Genomic DNA, 16,102 nt, shown 5'->3' with positions numbered 1-16,102 from the left:
ATTTTTGAATAGTGCAAAAGTAATCAATGCGAACTGTTAATCAGTGTTATATTTTGTTAAATATGGTTAATTACCACAGCGATTGCAAATCTAGTAATTTAAATTTGTTTTAGTTATGGGTAGAAGATTTAAATTACTGATCAGTTTGATCGTTTTAATAGGGGCAGGAATTACTGTAGTGCTAGGCTTTTGGCTTTATGGAAGTTATACCAATCGTCGCGACCTGTTCCTTTCTACCGCAGAGCGTTCACTCTTCAATGCTGTTCAGGAGGCATACCAAGCGCGTAATGGTGATCGGAAGTTAGATGGCCCCGAGGCTGATCGGAATCGTCTCCTCCAAGATGTAAAACGAGAGCTTCTGGGCTTATTGCCAGCTGCTGAACTCGATAAGGCTTTACAACGTGTAAGCGCCGAACGACCTAAAAACGAGCGATTTGATCGCGAGATCCACAGTAGGCGGGAGAAAATGTTTCCCAAAGACCGGGAAGGGCAAGGCGCAATTATCCCGCCCTTTCTGTTCCGTGACTTTGAGATGAACAAAGCCAATCTGGATTTGATCGAAAGGAAGTTTAAAGAATCCCTGAACAATAAGAGCATAGCAGTACCATTTGAAATGACTATTGTCACGATTCCACACGATCAAATCAAAGATGTACGACGCAAATACCGCGAAGCAAATCTTGCTTGGACGAGACCCATGATGGTTAATCCCATAAAAAATGAATTTCTTGTTATCAAGTTTCAGGAGGATTGGAAGTATTTGCTGTATAGCTTAAGTTGGCAGCTGTTGATCTCACTGCTTTTGATTGGACTGCTGCTTGGGACATTCTTCTATTTGATGAAAACCATTCTCAACCAAAATAAGATGGCCGAGCTGCGTAAGAACTTTGTCGATAACATGACGCATGAACTAAAAACACCGGTTTCCACTGTGATGGCAGCTATAGAAGCGATACAGTTGTATGGTGTACAGGATGACCGGGAAAAGATGAATCGTTATCTGAATATCTCCAGAAAAGAACTGGAGCATCTGTCCAATATGATTGAAAAAGTGCTTCAGATGGATATTGATGCAACGAGAGGGATTGTGCTGCAGCGTTCTGATTTTGATCTTGTCGCGATGGTGAAAGGAGCCATTGAAGTTGCGCAGCTGAATAAGGCCAAGCAAGTGGACTTTAAGCTCATTGCCGTTCCAAGTGAGATAAGGATCAATGGCGATGAAGCCCACTTAAAAAATGTGATCAATAATTTACTGGAAAACGCGATAAAATATACTGGACAGCACGTTTATATTGAGGTAGAAGTGAAGGAAATGAAAGAAAATGTCCATATTCGTATTACAGATAATGGTAACGGAATATCCGCAGAATACCATAATCAAATCTTTGATATGTTCTTTCGGGTTCCTTCCGGTAATCTGCACGATGTGAAGGGTTTTGGCTTGGGGCTTGCTTATGTCAAGCAGGTTGTAAAAAGGCACGAGGGCAAGATCACAGTGGACAGTGAGCTGGAAAAAGGGAGTACCTTTAATATCCGATTACCTTACAAATAAAAAGCAATATTTATATTTCAGAAAGAAAATAGGGCCGTTTATCGGACAGTAATTAGGCTGATTTATCCTAAAGATTTCTTAGAAACAAAGCCGAAATATATTTTGATTGAATGACAACGCTATGATTGAAATTTTATATGTAGAAGATGAGCCAAGTCTTGGGATGATCGTTGCCGATAGCCTGGAGGCGAATGGATTTAATGTCACCCATTGTAGCAATGGTCATGAAGCCTTGGAAGCATTTACAGCGGCTCGGCCGGATATTTTGGTCGTAGATGTCATGATGCCCGTCATGGATGGCTTTACATTGGCAACAAAAATACGCGAATCAGACACGCAGATACCCATTATCTTCTTGACGGCCAAAGTGCAGACAGAGGATGTTGTAAAGGGATTTCGTTTGGGCGGAGACGATTACGTCAAAAAACCGTTTAAGATTGAAGAATTGGTTGTGCGGATAGAGTCCCTGTTAAAAAATAGCCCCAAAATGCTGTTCGGCCAAAAGCTGATGATAGGAGACTATAGCCTCGATAGCCTAAAACATCAGTTGACCTATCAAGGTGAGGTGCTTAAGCTGTCTTTCCGTGAAAGTGAACTGCTGCGGAAGTTATACGAACAAAAAGATAAGGTCATCCCACGCGAGGATATCATGCGAGCCTATTGGAGTCATGATAAATATTTTACGGGACGAAGCTTGGATGTGTTTATCAGCCGGATACGAAAATACCTCAGTCAGGATGACCGCATCAAGATTACCAATGTCAGAGGAGTTGGCTATATGCTTACTGTTGATTGATTGATTGATTGATTGATTGATCGGAGTGTTCCACGTGGATTGGCAATGGTGCAGATTAACGACGGGTTTTCATCTCTCCTTTTCCGCCAAGTCCCCGAATATGGTAGGTAAAACTTAATATGGCGTAGCGTGTTATTGCATTTGATTGGGATACACGTACCCAAAGATCATTGACCTGCTGATTGATGTTTTTATTGTCATTAAATAGATCAAATACCGTGAGATTGATTTCGGCATTCCTACGTTTGAACAATTTCTTGCCGATAGAGACATTCCACAACAAACTTGTCGTACTTGGTGAATTCAGGATGCTGCCATTGTAAAGGTAGTTGAACGTTGAATTGAGCGTCCAAGTTTTTAATAAAGTCAATGCAATGGAATTACCAATGGTATGTTTATAGACCGAATAATTCGATTTTTCGCTGGCTGAGTTCTTGGAGAAGGCGATGTTTCCATTGTAATCCAGTCCGATGATGACATCCTTGCTGAATGCTGTGTTTACACCGACCCGCTGACTCAGGCCGTACGTTTGCGCATTGACCTTTTCGAGATTCAATAAAGTGTAATTCTGGTTGAAATAGAGGTTATTGTTTAGGTTGAAGTTAAGTTTCCATGGTTCAAGGCGGTATCCAAGGCTATTTTGCCATTTGAGATTATAGACCCCATTGAAATTTTCGGGTCTGATGTATTGCCCACCTGGCCCGAGTATAACATCCGCTGTGATCGTAAATGCTGAATCTGTGGTGAAAATGGTATTGGAGATTTTATGTTCAATAAAATCTGCTGTAATGTCAGAGGTGAAACTTCTGCCCGAGCCTTTATTGATCGATCTAAATTGTACCACAAGGTTATGGTCATATTCTTGCTTAAGATCCGGATTTCCCGAGCTAATGCGTAGTGGATTTTGATTGTCTATAAAATCTTGCAATTGCTCGATGGAAGGGGTGTTTGTCTTTGCATTATACCGAAACTCGACCCGAGTATCCTTATTGAAATTATATTGGAAGTTGAGGTTAGGTAGTAGGCTATTGAAGCGGCTTTTTGTAGTCAGTATATTCGGAAACAATTTATCATTGACCTGTGAAGCCGTCTGATAATCTAAACCAATCTGAAATCTTATGCTATCCTTTTTGTTAAATAAGTAGGAAACCCCACCACTATGGTAAACAAAATCATTCCGGAATTCATTGGAAAGACGATTTTTTAATTCCCCTAGCTGGCCTGTTTCGGCCAGAAATTCAAAGGTCCTGCGGTCCGAATAGCGTGCCGTATTCCGAAAAGTATAATTCCCTTGCAACCGGGAATACTTACCGAGCATCTCGGTATAGGCTATCTTTGAGCGAAAGCCGTTATTGTCACCCATGGTATAGTTCCTATTGTTGACGGTGTCGACCCGGCTGAATAAGCCCTCTTTATAATAGGAGTTTAGCGCAAAATTTTCCGCATGACTCTTGTTGCTGTTAAATGAGCCATTGAAATTAAAACTGATCGTGCGCCCAGGTTTGTTGAGTCTCCGCATGTAAGTTAGGTCTCCGCCCCAGTTGAAGTTTTCTCCAAAGCTCTTATTCCTACGGTCGGAACTATTCAGCATTTCTGCTAGATTTAACAAGGTATTGCCTGTGGAACTTGTATTCCTATCGTTACTTTGATAGGAGAAATTAGGCTGAAAGTCCAGTTTCTGAATCGAATCTATCTTCCAGTTTGCGCGGATAGAGAAAGCATGATTGTTGCCGTAAGTACTGTTTAATTGATTTTGATTGTTGATTTGGTTGGCCCGGTTACCTGCCGTATATGCTGTTTTATTTTGGCTGACGATGTTATTGTCCGTATAGTTGTAGGTATAATTCGCATTGAAGTCCATGCGGTCATCGAAAAAGCGATCCAAGTAGTTGAAACCGGCGTTAAAGCGCGTCGTCACCCCTTGTCCGGTACGTCCTCTGGTGTTTCCGCGGGTCGCAAAACCATTGGGCTGATTAACATTGTTGGTATTGATGTCAATTGAATATTGCCGTTTGGGGTTCATTTTGGTTACCTGTGTATTGACGGCATATTTTCGGTCGGGACCCGCACCTCCGGAGAGCTTGCCAAAATAGGATTTTCTTTTATCAGGCTTGGTGACAATATTGATCACTTTCATGCGTTTTCCATCGTCAAAACCACTAAACTTGGCCTGCTCGGTTTTGTCATCGATAATTTGGATCTTGGCGATAACATCGGCCGGAAGGTTTTTTAGAGCAACCTTAGGATCGGTACTAAAAAACTCCCGACCATCAATAATAATCTTATTGACAGGTTCGCCCTGCGCTTTTACATTGCCATCTTCATCAATTTCAACACCAGGAATCTGTTTGACCAATTCGTCAGCATCTGCAAAATCCTGCGTGATATATTTCTTGGTGTCAAACTCCAGCGTATCTCCTTTAACCTGTATACTGCTCGAAGAAATGTTAATTTCATCCAGTACAATCTCGGCATTCGTGAGTTTAAACATTAAATCGATTGTTTGCCCGATTAGTTTTACACGCCGAAGATCCATGCTGTAGCCCATCGGCTGTGTACTGACCAAATAATCTCCGTTGGGAAGTGTACTGCTGCTGAATCTGCCCAAAATGTCCGTCGGAACCTGGACTTTACTGGAATCTTTTACCGCTATAATGGTGATGCTTGCACCTCTGATAGGCTGCGAAGTCGTATTGTCAAGCAGCTTGCCCGTAATATACTGTTGGGCTTGCCCGTTTTTCCCCAATAGCGATAAGCAGATAGAAAAGAACAAAATGGTCCAAAGTTTGATCTTCATCGGTCGAGGTGCAAATGTGTTTTAATGTGTTGTTGACGGTTATATAATTTTATTTCCCAAAAATATGGCACTATTTGTTACGAATTATTATCATTTTAGTTACAATAACCCCAAGTGAATGGAAAGATTAGATATATTTGCAGTAGAATTATAAAATCAACTGAACAAGTCCGTATAACGATCGAGTGATATGCGGATATAGATTAAAAAAATAAAAGATGAAAGAAAGTGTTTTGAGTAGAAAAGAGCGTATTATGAAAGAAGCCTTGTTGCTTTTTTCAGATCAAGGCTATACGAATACCTCTACCAAAACGATTGCCCAAAATGCAGGAGTTTCCGAAGCATTAATCTTTAAACATTTCGGGAATAAAGACGCACTGTTGGTTTATTTGATTAAATCAGGTTATCGTAAGGTTCTTACGCACCACCGCGGAATGATGACCTATCGTGAACCAAAGGAATTTCTGCGCACAATGATCAATCTACCCAATAAATTGGTTACCGCGGAACCCTTATTTTGGAAATTGCAGGAGCGTTTGTCTCATCACCCCTTTTCCAAACAACAGCACGAGCAGTTTATGAAGCCTGTGCAGCCCATTATCCATCGTGCTTTTGAAGATCTGAACTATGAAAATCCAGATCTCGAAACACAATTTCTCTTGTTGATTATCGACAAGCTGTGGAAAAAGGAAGCGATAGGTGAATTGGAAAATGTGATGGAGTTGACGCTGTTTCTAGAGAAAAAATATAACCTGATTTAGCTTAAAAAGCTGAATTATAGTCTTTTCTAAACATCTATTCCTTGATAAAGTTCTTTCGTGCTTATCAAACCGATAATTGAATTGTAATCGTTGGATGGCAGTTGTATTCCGGCGCTGTTATTTTTCTATATATTAAGTGTTAGTATTGCTCCCACCAATTGACATGCGGTATATTTCAGCTCTGCACCTTACGAATTGCTGTTTTATGCGTGTTTATATGAAATTGTTGCAAAAACAATTTCATATTGTCCAAAATAATAACGTCCTTAGTATTTCTATTTTAAATACATTATACAAACTAATTTATGTTCAAAAAACTCGGTCTGGGAATATTGGCATTAGTCGGCACAATTTCTTTTTTGAAAGCTCAGGACAAAAAAGATTTTGTGAAATACATCAACTCCCAGCATGCATGGGTCGATGCGGTATTCAATACGTTGACGCCAAAAGAAAAAGTTGCACAGTTATTTTTGGTTAGGGCACACACCAATTTAGGACAGAAATATATTGACTCCGTAGCTCAGGTTATACAGGACCAACATTTGGGCGGTCTCGTTGTTTTTCAGGGCGGTCCTGTCCGCCATGTTGATATGTTCAATCGGTATCAATCCCTGTCCAAGGTCCCATTGATGGTGACATTTGATGGCGAGTGGGGATTAGGCATGCGTATGCCAGATTCTACTTTGTCGTTCCCTTATCAGATGACTTTAGGGGCCGTTCAGGATAATCAGCTGATTTATCGCATGGGACGTGAGGTTGCTTTAGACTTCCAACGTATAGGTATGCATTTCAATTTTGCCCCTGATGTGGATATCAACAATAACCCTAAAAATCCCGTTATCGGTATCCGCTCCTTCGGTGATAATAAATATAATGTAACCCAGAAAGCTAAAGCGTATATGGACGGTATGGTGGATGGTGGTATCCTGGCTTCCATTAAACACTTCCCGGGGCATGGCGATACAGATGTGGATTCTCATTATGATCTGCCGCAACTACCTTTCGACAAAAAACGTTTGGATACCCTGGAGTTGTATCCGTTCAAAGAGCTTATTAAAGCCGGTGCACCTGCTGTTATGGTGGCCCACATGAATATTCCGAGTTTAGATGACACGCCTAATATGCCATCTTCCATCTCTAAAAAGGTTGTAACCGATCTTTTGCGCAACGAACTTGGCTTTAAAGGACTAACAGTCACTGACGCAATGGATATGAAAGGTGTAAAGAAGTTTTTTCCAAATGGAGAAGCCGACGTACAGGCAATTATTGCGGGGCATGATTTACTTGAAGTGTCCGAGAATAGCAAGCGTGCGATCGATTTGATTGTAAAAGCTATTGAAGAAGGACGTATCGCGCAGGCCGATATTGATGCGCGGGTAAAACGAGTGCTTGCCGCTAAGCTCTGGCTTGGTTTAGATAAATATCAGGCAACTGTACAACAGAATCTATACCATGATTTACATCGTGCTTCAGCAGTTCAGCTTATTGACGAACTGTCCGATGCAGCGATCACCGCTTTGAACTCGGTAGAAAAATTAAAATCCTTCAAAAAGGATTTACCTACGGCTATTATCAACATTGGTATTACAGCCAATCAGACCTTCCAAAATGAATTGGCTAGTGCACTCACAAATGAAACACAATATTTCATCACGGATAGCACAAGTAAGGATGATATCAAACGTCTTACCAAAGAAATCAAGAAGAACAAACAATTTATTATTGCCGTACACGATACGAGACTTCGTCCACGTCCGACCATGGTATTAAATAAAGATGTTCAGGGCCTGATGAAGAAATTTGCAAAAAAATCAATCCTGACTTTATTTACCAATGCCTATGCTGTGGATGGATTTGAAGCATCCAAAAAAGCAAAAACAATTTTGCTGGCCTATCAAAATGATGCTTTCATGCAGAAAGCGGCAGTGAAAACTATTTTAGGGCAAAATACGCCGAAAGGAAAACTCCCTGTTACGATAAACAAAAAATTTAAATACGGACAGGGGAAATAACGTATTTTAAAATCACACTAACACGGTACCTCTTCCAAAAATGGCCTCGCTGCAATTGCAAAGCCATTTCGGAAGAGGTATTTTTTTAGCAGCACTTAAATCTCTTCATTGGCGGTCCTGCTATCGGAGGGCTTACTTTCATTTTTCATGCGATCAATCGCTGTCACAACATACTTATACTGTTGATGTTGTTTGATATCGTCATCGGTATATTGAAGCTTATCCCCATCAAAGGTGATAAAAATGATTTTTCCAGGGTCTTTAATGTTTACTTTTTCATCGAGGTTGAAGCGATAGATCACATAGCCATAAGCCGACTCCCCATCATTGGCCACATCGGGTTTTTGCCAAAATAAGGTGTTCATTTTACCATTGGCCGAATTTTTCACCAGAAGACCGAAGGGGGCATTGGGTGGGATACTATCTAACCAAGGCATTGTAGGGGGTAAAGCCGGTGTACGGTACAGGTCATTTCGCATGGAATCCTGCAGTCCAACAAGATTGTCCGTGAGTGATTTGGAACTGAAATAAATACTTCCCTCCACATCGTGCTCCTCCCTTAAGTGGCGTACCTGTCTGGGGATCTGACTACGGTCTGTCCAGCCGATTTTATTTTCGGTAACACGATAAGCTCCATGCCCGACATAAAAGTGACGGCCATAGGTGTGTTTCTGCCACCAGTCAACCAAGATCTCATAGGCTGCTGCGCGATTTTTGAATGGAAAGTAGATCTGTGGATTGATATAATCGATCCAACCTTCCTGCATCCATTTGACACCGTCAGCATACAGTTCCCGGTAAGCGCTCAGACCACGGGTATCTGATCCGGCACTGTTATTTTCTTTGTTGTCCCATACCCCACAAGGACTAATGCCATATTTGACATATGGTTTTATCTTTTTGATGGCAACACCAAGATCGTGCACCAGTACGTTGACATTGTTGCGTCGCCAGTCGTCAATTTTCTCGATCCCATTATTATATTGACCAAAGGTAATCTGATCCGGTACCGGTGTATTTCTGCTATCGGGATAGGGGTAAAAATAATCATCGAAATGAATGCCATCTACATCGTAGTTTTTGACCACATCCATGATGACATCAATAATATATTTGCGAACTTCCGGAATACCGGGGTTGAAAAGCTTCTTGCCAGCATAGGTGAAGAACCATTCCGGGTGGCGCTTGGTAATATGCTCATCCGAAAAATGGGCCGGATTTAATGTTGTCGAAGCACGATACGGATTGAACCAGGCATGGAGTTCCATTCCTCTCTTGTGGGCCTCGGTGATGGCAAACTCCAAGGGGTCATAAAATGGCGAAGGTGGTAATCCCTGTTTCCCGGTTAGATATCTACTCCATGGTTCTCTGCCCTTCGCGTAAAATGCGTCGGCAGCCGGACGTACCTGCAAAATAATGGCATTCAGTCCCGCGCTGCGGTGCTGGTCCAATAAATCAATAAACTCCTGTTTTTGCTGTGCGACATTATTGCCCGCTTTGACAGAGGGCCAGTCTATATTACCTATGGTTGCAACCCACACGCCACGAAACTCCCGCTTAGGTAGTTGCTGGGAATACGTTCTAATCGAAAATAAACAGATAACAATGGTAAAAAAAGAATATAAATATGTTTTTCCCGTCATTCTATAAATTATAGCCAACAAAGATAGGGAAGCATTTCTTACTTTTTCCCTAAAAAATGTAAGATGTTTGTTGGATACTTGTTAAAAGAACCTGAGCTTGGTTTTCAAATTGATAATAATGCAAATACAAGTAACATTGTACTTTATTTGTGCTAATTTAGATGCGGTTTTCACAAAAGCAATGGCTTGATCGGCTAACCACAATAATAAAGATTATGAGCAAAGAACAAATATCCGTTTTTGACATGTTTAAGATTGGTATAGGGCCCTCGAGTTCGCATACCTTAGGACCTTGGCGTGCAGCCCAGCAATTTACAGCTGTTCTTAGGTCAAAAGGTGTCTTGCATGAAGTCGAACAAGTCAAAATCCTGCTGTATGGTTCTTTGGCCAAAACCGGTGCTGGACATGGTACCGATATTGCTGTGCTCCTGGGACTAAGTGGAGATGATCCGGTTACCTTTGATGTCAATAGCGTGATGCCCAAAGTCGAGCATATTAAGACAGTCGGCGAACTGGAAGTCGCTGGCGAACGGACGATTCCTTTTTCCTATCCGGAAGACCTCTTGTTTCTATATGCGGAAAGTTTACCTTTTCACCCCAACGCAGTGACCTTTCAGGCATTCCTATCCAATGGTAAGGCAATGACCGAAACCTATTATTCGATAGGGGGTGGTTTTGTGGTGCAGGAAAATGATACTGAAGGTGTTTTGTCTGAAGTGGACCTTCCGTTTCCTGTCGATACTGCACAGGAACTCTTGCATTGGACGATGAAAACGGGTCTGAAAATCTCGGAGCTGGTCCTTGAAAATGAATGTGCATGGCGTGAAGAAAGTGAAACCGTGGCAGGCGTTTTGAATATTTATAAAACAATACATGAATGTATCTACCGCGGCTGTCATACTGGCGGGACATTACCTGGGGGCTTAAATGTCGAACGTAGAGCAGCCAAGCTAAACAAGAAGTTAATGCAGGGACGAAGTTATCAAGATTATGAGTCCTGGGTAGCGGCCATTCGCGAGGGCGGCCAAAACTTTCAATATATTCTGGATTGGGTAAGTTGTTTTGCACTTGCCGTAAATGAGGAGAACGCCTCTTTCGGACGTGTGGTTACAGCTCCTACCAATGGGGCCTCAGGCGTTATCCCAGCGGTGTTGCAATATTACATTACTTTCCACGACGGAATGCTTGAAAATAAAATTATCCAATTTATTCTTACCGCATCCGAGATCGGATCGATATTTAAGAAAAATGCAACCATTTCAGCCGCAATGGGCGGTTGTCAGGCCGAGATTGGCGTTTCATCAGCGATGGCAGCCGGTGCGCTGACAGAAGTACTCGGCGGATCACAGCGCCAGGTGCTGATGGCTGCTGAAATTGCCATGGAACATCACCTCGGATTAACATGTGATCCAATCGGTGGACTGGTGCAGATTCCTTGCATCGAACGCAACACAATGGGAGCCATTAAAGCCATTACTGCGGCACAATTGGCACTGCAATCGAATCCGGATAAAGCAAAAGTAAGTTTGGATACAGTGGTTAAAACCATGTGGGAGACTGCTTTGGATATGAATGCCAAATATAAGGAAACAGCAGATGGTGGATTGGCCGTCAATATTCCATTGAGTTTGCCGGAATGTTAATGACTGCCGAAGTTTTCTCGTTTTTCGTATCTTTGACGCGGTAAAATAGATCTATTCTTATAAAGAGCATAAACGAATGAAATATTGTGCAATCGCCTCCGGAAGTAATGGGAACTGTTATTATGTCGCTAAAGATGATTCTGCTATCTTGATAGATGCTGGAATCAACAGCAAGCATATACACCTGCGGATGTACAATCTGGGTATTTTACCGACTCAGATCAAAGCAATTTTCATTACCCATGAACATTCTGATCATATTAGGGGCCTATCTGTATTTGCCAAAAAATATAATTTACCGGTTTATATTACCAAGGGAAGTTACGATGGCACCCGTTTGCATCTTCCATCCCATTTGGTCCATATCATTTCTCCTGATGAGGTTGTTGAAATTGGAGGACTTAAGGTGTACGGTATTCCCAAATATCACGATGCCAAAGAACCATGCAGCTTTCTTGTCTCAGATGGAACATACAATATCGGTGTCCTGACAGATATTGGACGACCTTGCGAAAATGTGCAGCATGTTATTCAACATTCGGATGTTTTGCTCCTGGAATCAAATTATGACGAGGAGATGTTGCGTACAGGACGCTATTCGTATTTCCTGAAAAATCGGATCAGCAGTGGTTGGGGACACTTGTCAAATCGTGTTGCCGTCGAGCTGTTTAACGCCTATAAAACCGACCGTCTTAAACATCTTATCCTCACTCACCTCTCCGGAGAAAATAATACAGTCGATCTGGTACAGCAAACTTTCGAACCACATTGCGAACGTATCCAGCTGCATGTCGCGACACGTTACCAGGAAACAGAATTATTCGACCTGAAACTTGTGCTGGAAAACCATGTGGCATCTTTTTCAATCCTTTCCGCACTCTCTTCCTAACTAACAAGGCTCTTTTTGTTCGCTGTATTTCTTCAGTTAAAGCGTAAGAATACTGTAAAATGAAAAAATTAGTTGTTTTAAAAAGATTTCCTGTTATATTTGCTTTGTTTTTAATCAGTCTAAATAACATATTTATGCTTATTGGACAACAAGAAACAAAAAACACCATGTAATAGACGGCAATCTATCACATGGCGTTAATCTACATACAGCGGCAACTGCATGTAGATGACTGAAACAGCACGCTGTGTCAGTTACTCCCGATATACGATATGGAAGAACTTGCAAGATAACGAATTTTATTCTTTTATTCGTTGTTAAGCATATGCAAAACCTGCAAATTCTCCCATAATAAGTTGAAGAAAACTAAACATCAATCAACATATTATGAAAATTTTAATTTCATTTTTTACATTCCTTACGGTATTACTGTGTAGTCACTCTAGTCATGCCCATGCCCTTTGGATTGAATCATCTTCTTATGGAACGTTAAACCAATCCCATGAAGTCAAGGTATATTACGGCGAGTTTGCAACGAATGAAAGAGATCAGGTCGACAAATGGTACTCCGACGTGAAGGACTTCTCATTAATGTTGCATGCCCCGGGACAGGAACCCGTCAAGCTTCAATTGACGAATCAAGGCGATCACTTTAGCGGTTCATTCCAACCTACAGCAGCCGGAACCTATTTCCTATCCATTGTTAAAGCACCTAAAGATCTAGGCGGTAAAACGAAATATGAATTTTCTTCCTTAGTGCCTGTTATCGTAGGAAAGTCTGCAACACTCGATTATAAAAATGTAAAAAGCCCATTGCAAATTGAGTTGCTTGGTGCGGCTAACGCAAAAAAGGGGCAACGTATACAAGCAAAGATCACCAGCTTCGGCAAAGCTGTTCCACAGGCCAAAGTTTCTGTTTTTTCGACTACCGGTTGGGGAAAAGAGTTTGTTGCGGACGAGCATGGCATCCTGACATTTGACGCAATATGGGCTGGTCCATACGTCTTGGAAGCAAGTACGTTTGCTGAAACTGTAGGTGAACATGAAGGGAAAGCCTATGCTTCGGCATGGCAGGGAAGTACAACTTTCATTACCGTCAAATAATCGCAGCTATAGCGCAGACAACATAAGGATCTATCTGAAACGATGGCAACACCAATTGGTCCTTACAAAAAAAATATCTAAGAAAAATCTACTATAATAAAACATCTACCATACTACATTCATGAATAAAACTTTATCCTTTTTGGCTATTCCTATGATTAGTTCGGTCTTTTCTGTTGCACAAGCACAGACGAACAAAGTCATTGAAGGAATTCTTATCAATGAAAAATCCGAACCTATCACAGGAGCGACAGTAAAATTAACTAATACAGGTGTGACCACCAGCACAGATAGTGAGGGGCATTTCGCTTTTCATAAGCTTTCATCCAAAACCTACCATATCGAGATTAAAGCGATCGGTTACGGTAAGCATACGATGGAGGTGAATGCAAAAGATGAGGTGACAAACCTTGGGCCCATCATCGTAAAAGACCAATCGCAGGCCATCGACGAAGTTGCGGTTTATGGTAAATACTATGAGCATTATAAGTTTGACAGTATCTCCGGATCGTTACGTCTTAAAACACCAATCTTAGAGTTACCTCAAAATATACAGGTTATTTCTGCTGATTTAATGGCCGATCAGCAAGTTTTTGATATTGTGGATGGTATTACGCGTAATATTAGCGGGGCTACACGTCAAGGCCATTGGGACAACCAATATGCCAATATACGTATGCGTGGCTCTAAGATCCCAGCATTCCGTAACGGGATGAATATCGAAGCTTCTTGGGGACCTACAGCCGAAGATGCGAGTATGATCGAGCGGATCGAGTTTGTAAAGGGGCCTGCGGGTTTTATGCTTGCAAACGGTGAACCTGGCGGGTTTTATAATGTCGTAACTAAAAAACCGACAGGAAATACCAAGGGATCTGTGACGCTGAATACAGGTAGTTTTAGTACGTATCGTGCTGCTCTTGATTTAGATGGTAAATTGCGGAAAGATGGAAAGCTACTTTACCGTCTGAATGTAGCTGGTCAACAGAAGGATTTCTATACAAAATATAACTATAGTGACCGTATTGTGATTGCTCCTGTCGTGACTTACAAGATGGATTCATTAACTTCATTGACATTTGAATATACCTATCAAGGTTCTACCTACTTGTCAAATGGTAATTATGCATTTTCGCCAAAAGGATTCGCCGATCCAGGTATTTCAAATGATTTTTTTGCAGGAGATCCTTCATTTGCGCCAAATAAAATCAAAGATCATAGTGCATACGTATATTTTGATCGAAAACTAAATTCTAAATGGAATTTCCATGGGCAGCTTGCTTATTTTAATTTTAAAATGATCGCTACCAGTTCGTGGGTGGGTGCGATGCGTGCCAACGGTGACATGTCTCGAACCTATAATATGGCTGATGAAGCAGGGGAAAACAAATTTGGCCAATTCTCGTTTACAGGAGAAGAATATACCGGTAGCGTTCGTCATCGTATTTTGGCTGGTGCTGACTTTGGTACTAAAAAATTCTGGGGTGATTTTTCGGCACTGGCAAAAGATACATTGGTCACAAAACCATTGAATGTCTATAATCCTGTTTATGGAATCGCGGAAGCGGCAATACCTAATCCCGACAGATCCAAAAGTATTAAAGTAAGGGCAGGGGGACAAAATTATGTTAACTCGGTATCGTATTCGTCTTTGTATGTACATGATGAAATGGCATTTTTGGAAGAAAAACTACGTTTGTCTTTAGGCTTACGTTATACAATAGCCCAAACTGTAGGGAAAACGGCTGTAGCGGATCGGACGGATAAAGCATTTACACCACGTGTTGGATTAAGTTATTCCATAGACAAATCAACAAGTGTGTATGGATTATTTGACCAGTCTTTTGTTCCGCAGGCTGGTACCGATTGGGAAGGAAATGCTTTTAAGCCCGTCAGAGGTAATGATCTAGAGGCAGGTATTAAGAAAGAGTGGGGTAATGGAAAATGGATTTCTACGTTGAGTGCATACCAGATCAAACGTAAGAATGCTTTAACAGATGATCTGGACCATCCAATTGCAGGTGGTAATAGTTTCTTTAAAATCGCCCTTGGCGAAACGACAAGTAAGGGGATAGAGTTCGATATTACGGGTGAAATTGTCAAGGGATTAAATGTTAATGCCAACTATGCATTGACAGATTCCAAAATATCGAAAGATGGAAAAGAAGAAAATATCGGAAATATCACACCGAATACAGCGAAACACACTGCAAATGCTTGGTTAACCTACCGTTTGCAGCAGGGACCATTGAAAGGACTGGGGCTAACAGGTAGCGTTCAGGGAATGTTCGATCGTGCTATTGGTACGACAAAAGAAAGTAACTTTAAGAATTATATAAGAACGGATGGTGGAATCAGCTATCAAAGTGGGAAATATAGTATTTCTGTGATGGTAAATAACTTGTTAGATAACAGGAAGTTGCTGACCTCAGGTTCGACAACTGCAAAAAATGCGAGTGTTACAGAAAGTGTTAGTTATTACACCTATATCGTAGAAGCTAGACGTAATTTCCGTATGGGGGTTACCTATAAGTTTTAAATAAACGATCTCGATAAATTATAGAATCGATGTATAGTACATTACTAATCGTTATACTCTTTGGAGCATACCTTTTTTACAACACGAGCAAAAAGGTGAAATTTGGCCCTAGGCCACAATGGCTGGAAAAACTGTGCGCACAAACTAAGTTTGTGCGCACTTTGAGCATATTGCTGCTGCTCTTTCCATTTGGCACTGTTCTCTATATGCAAGGATTTGGCGCGGGCTTTTTTGCATTTTTCGCCTATTTCATGTGCATGATGTGTCTCGTGGTGCTATTGAATCCTTATCGCTATTTCAAATTATACCCAATTGTGGGATTGTATGTATTTAGCCTTTGTGTTGAATTATTGATTTCCTAACCGATTA

The 16,102-nt window shown here is 41.3% G+C and carries 11 protein-coding genes; 9 read left to right on the top strand and 2 right to left on the bottom strand.

What is annotated here, in order from left to right:
• Positions 1 to 115 precede the first annotated feature (115 nt).
• Positions 116 to 1,552, top strand: coding sequence for a sensor histidine kinase (locus BGP15_RS08065; protein ID WP_286769185.1), 1,437 nt, complete (start codon positions 116 to 118; stop codon positions 1,550 to 1,552).
• Between the two features lie 121 nt (positions 1,553 to 1,673).
• Positions 1,674 to 2,348 (top strand): response regulator transcription factor, encoded by a 675-nt coding sequence (locus tag BGP15_RS08060; protein WP_070561365.1) that lies wholly within the window; start codon positions 1,674 to 1,676, stop codon positions 2,346 to 2,348.
• Positions 2,349 to 2,403: 55 nt separating this feature from the next.
• Here BGP15_RS08060 and BGP15_RS08055 read toward each other — a convergent pair whose 3' ends face one another.
• On the bottom strand, positions 2,404 to 5,145 hold the full coding sequence (locus tag BGP15_RS08055; protein WP_286769184.1) for an outer membrane beta-barrel protein: 2,742 nt from the start codon (positions 5,143 to 5,145) through the stop codon (positions 2,404 to 2,406).
• A 218-nt stretch (positions 5,146 to 5,363) separates the two neighbouring features.
• Between BGP15_RS08055 and BGP15_RS08050 the strand changes: the two genes are divergently transcribed.
• Together BGP15_RS08050 and BGP15_RS08045 are read left to right on the top strand one after the other, a co-directional pair.
• Entirely contained in the window at positions 5,364 to 5,906 is a 543-nt protein-coding gene (locus BGP15_RS08050; protein ID WP_070561361.1) for a TetR/AcrR family transcriptional regulator, read from the top strand.
• Positions 5,907 to 6,211: 305 nt separating this feature from the next.
• Positions 6,212 to 7,918 (top strand): glycoside hydrolase family 3 protein, encoded by a 1,707-nt coding sequence (locus BGP15_RS08045; protein WP_286769183.1) that lies wholly within the window; start codon positions 6,212 to 6,214, stop codon positions 7,916 to 7,918.
• 95 nt (positions 7,919 to 8,013) lie between these two features.
• On the opposite strand, the gene BGP15_RS08040 is transcribed toward BGP15_RS08045, so the two are convergent.
• The gene (locus BGP15_RS08040; RefSeq protein ID WP_286769182.1) at positions 8,014 to 9,561 is read right to left on the bottom strand and encodes a glycoside hydrolase family 10-like protein; all 1,548 of its coding nucleotides are present in this window, start codon (positions 9,559 to 9,561) and stop codon (positions 8,014 to 8,016) included.
• A 215-nt stretch (positions 9,562 to 9,776) separates the two neighbouring features.
• Between BGP15_RS08040 and BGP15_RS08035 the strand changes: the two genes are divergently transcribed.
• The 5 genes from BGP15_RS08035 to BGP15_RS08015 all read left to right on the top strand — a co-directional run bounded on the left by BGP15_RS08035 (position 9,777) and on the right by BGP15_RS08015 (position 16,095).
• A complete protein-coding gene (locus tag BGP15_RS08035) occupies positions 9,777 to 11,204 on the top strand; it encodes an L-serine ammonia-lyase (RefSeq protein WP_286769181.1) in 1,428 nt (475 codons plus the stop codon).
• Positions 11,205 to 11,280: 76 nt separating this feature from the next.
• A complete protein-coding gene (locus BGP15_RS08030; protein ID WP_046672690.1) occupies positions 11,281 to 12,093 on the top strand; it encodes an MBL fold metallo-hydrolase in 813 nt (270 codons plus the stop codon).
• Between the two features lie 387 nt (positions 12,094 to 12,480).
• Entirely contained in the window at positions 12,481 to 13,197 is a 717-nt protein-coding gene (locus BGP15_RS08025; RefSeq protein WP_286769180.1) for a DUF4198 domain-containing protein, read from the top strand.
• A 121-nt stretch (positions 13,198 to 13,318) separates the two neighbouring features.
• On the top strand, positions 13,319 to 15,733 hold the full coding sequence (locus BGP15_RS08020; protein ID WP_286769179.1) for a TonB-dependent siderophore receptor: 2,415 nt from the start codon (positions 13,319 to 13,321) through the stop codon (positions 15,731 to 15,733).
• Positions 15,734 to 15,762: 29 nt separating this feature from the next.
• Positions 15,763 to 16,095: a hypothetical protein gene (locus BGP15_RS08015; RefSeq protein WP_075994512.1), complete on the top strand. Its 333-nt coding sequence runs from the start codon at positions 15,763 to 15,765 to the stop codon at positions 16,093 to 16,095.
• Positions 16,096 to 16,102: the final 7 nt, after the last annotated feature.

The sequence above is a fragment of the Sphingobacterium sp. 40-24 genome, from assembly GCF_001899705.1.
Lineage (GTDB): Bacteria > Bacteroidota > Bacteroidia > Sphingobacteriales > Sphingobacteriaceae > Sphingobacterium > Sphingobacterium multivorum.
This window is presented reverse-complemented; position numbering and strand designations above follow the sequence as displayed.

Coding starts and splice junctions, on each gene's coding strand:
- BGP15_RS08065 (WP_286769185.1), top strand. CDS start 116: ATGGGTAGAAGATTTAAATTACTGATCAGTTTGATCGTTTTAATAGGG.
- BGP15_RS08060 (WP_070561365.1), top strand. CDS start 1,674: ATGATTGAAATTTTATATGTAGAAGATGAGCCAAGTCTTGGGATGATC.
- BGP15_RS08055 (WP_286769184.1), bottom strand. CDS start 5,145: ATGAAGATCAAACTTTGGACCATTTTGTTCTTTTCTATCTGCTTATCG.
- BGP15_RS08050 (WP_070561361.1), top strand. CDS start 5,364: ATGAAAGAAAGTGTTTTGAGTAGAAAAGAGCGTATTATGAAAGAAGCC.
- BGP15_RS08045 (WP_286769183.1), top strand. CDS start 6,212: ATGTTCAAAAAACTCGGTCTGGGAATATTGGCATTAGTCGGCACAATT.
- BGP15_RS08040 (WP_286769182.1), bottom strand. CDS start 9,561: ATGACGGGAAAAACATATTTATATTCTTTTTTTACCATTGTTATCTGT.
- BGP15_RS08035 (WP_286769181.1), top strand. CDS start 9,777: ATGAGCAAAGAACAAATATCCGTTTTTGACATGTTTAAGATTGGTATA.
- BGP15_RS08030 (WP_046672690.1), top strand. CDS start 11,281: ATGAAATATTGTGCAATCGCCTCCGGAAGTAATGGGAACTGTTATTAT.
- BGP15_RS08025 (WP_286769180.1), top strand. CDS start 12,481: ATGAAAATTTTAATTTCATTTTTTACATTCCTTACGGTATTACTGTGT.
- BGP15_RS08020 (WP_286769179.1), top strand. CDS start 13,319: ATGAATAAAACTTTATCCTTTTTGGCTATTCCTATGATTAGTTCGGTC.
- BGP15_RS08015 (WP_075994512.1), top strand. CDS start 15,763: ATGTATAGTACATTACTAATCGTTATACTCTTTGGAGCATACCTTTTT.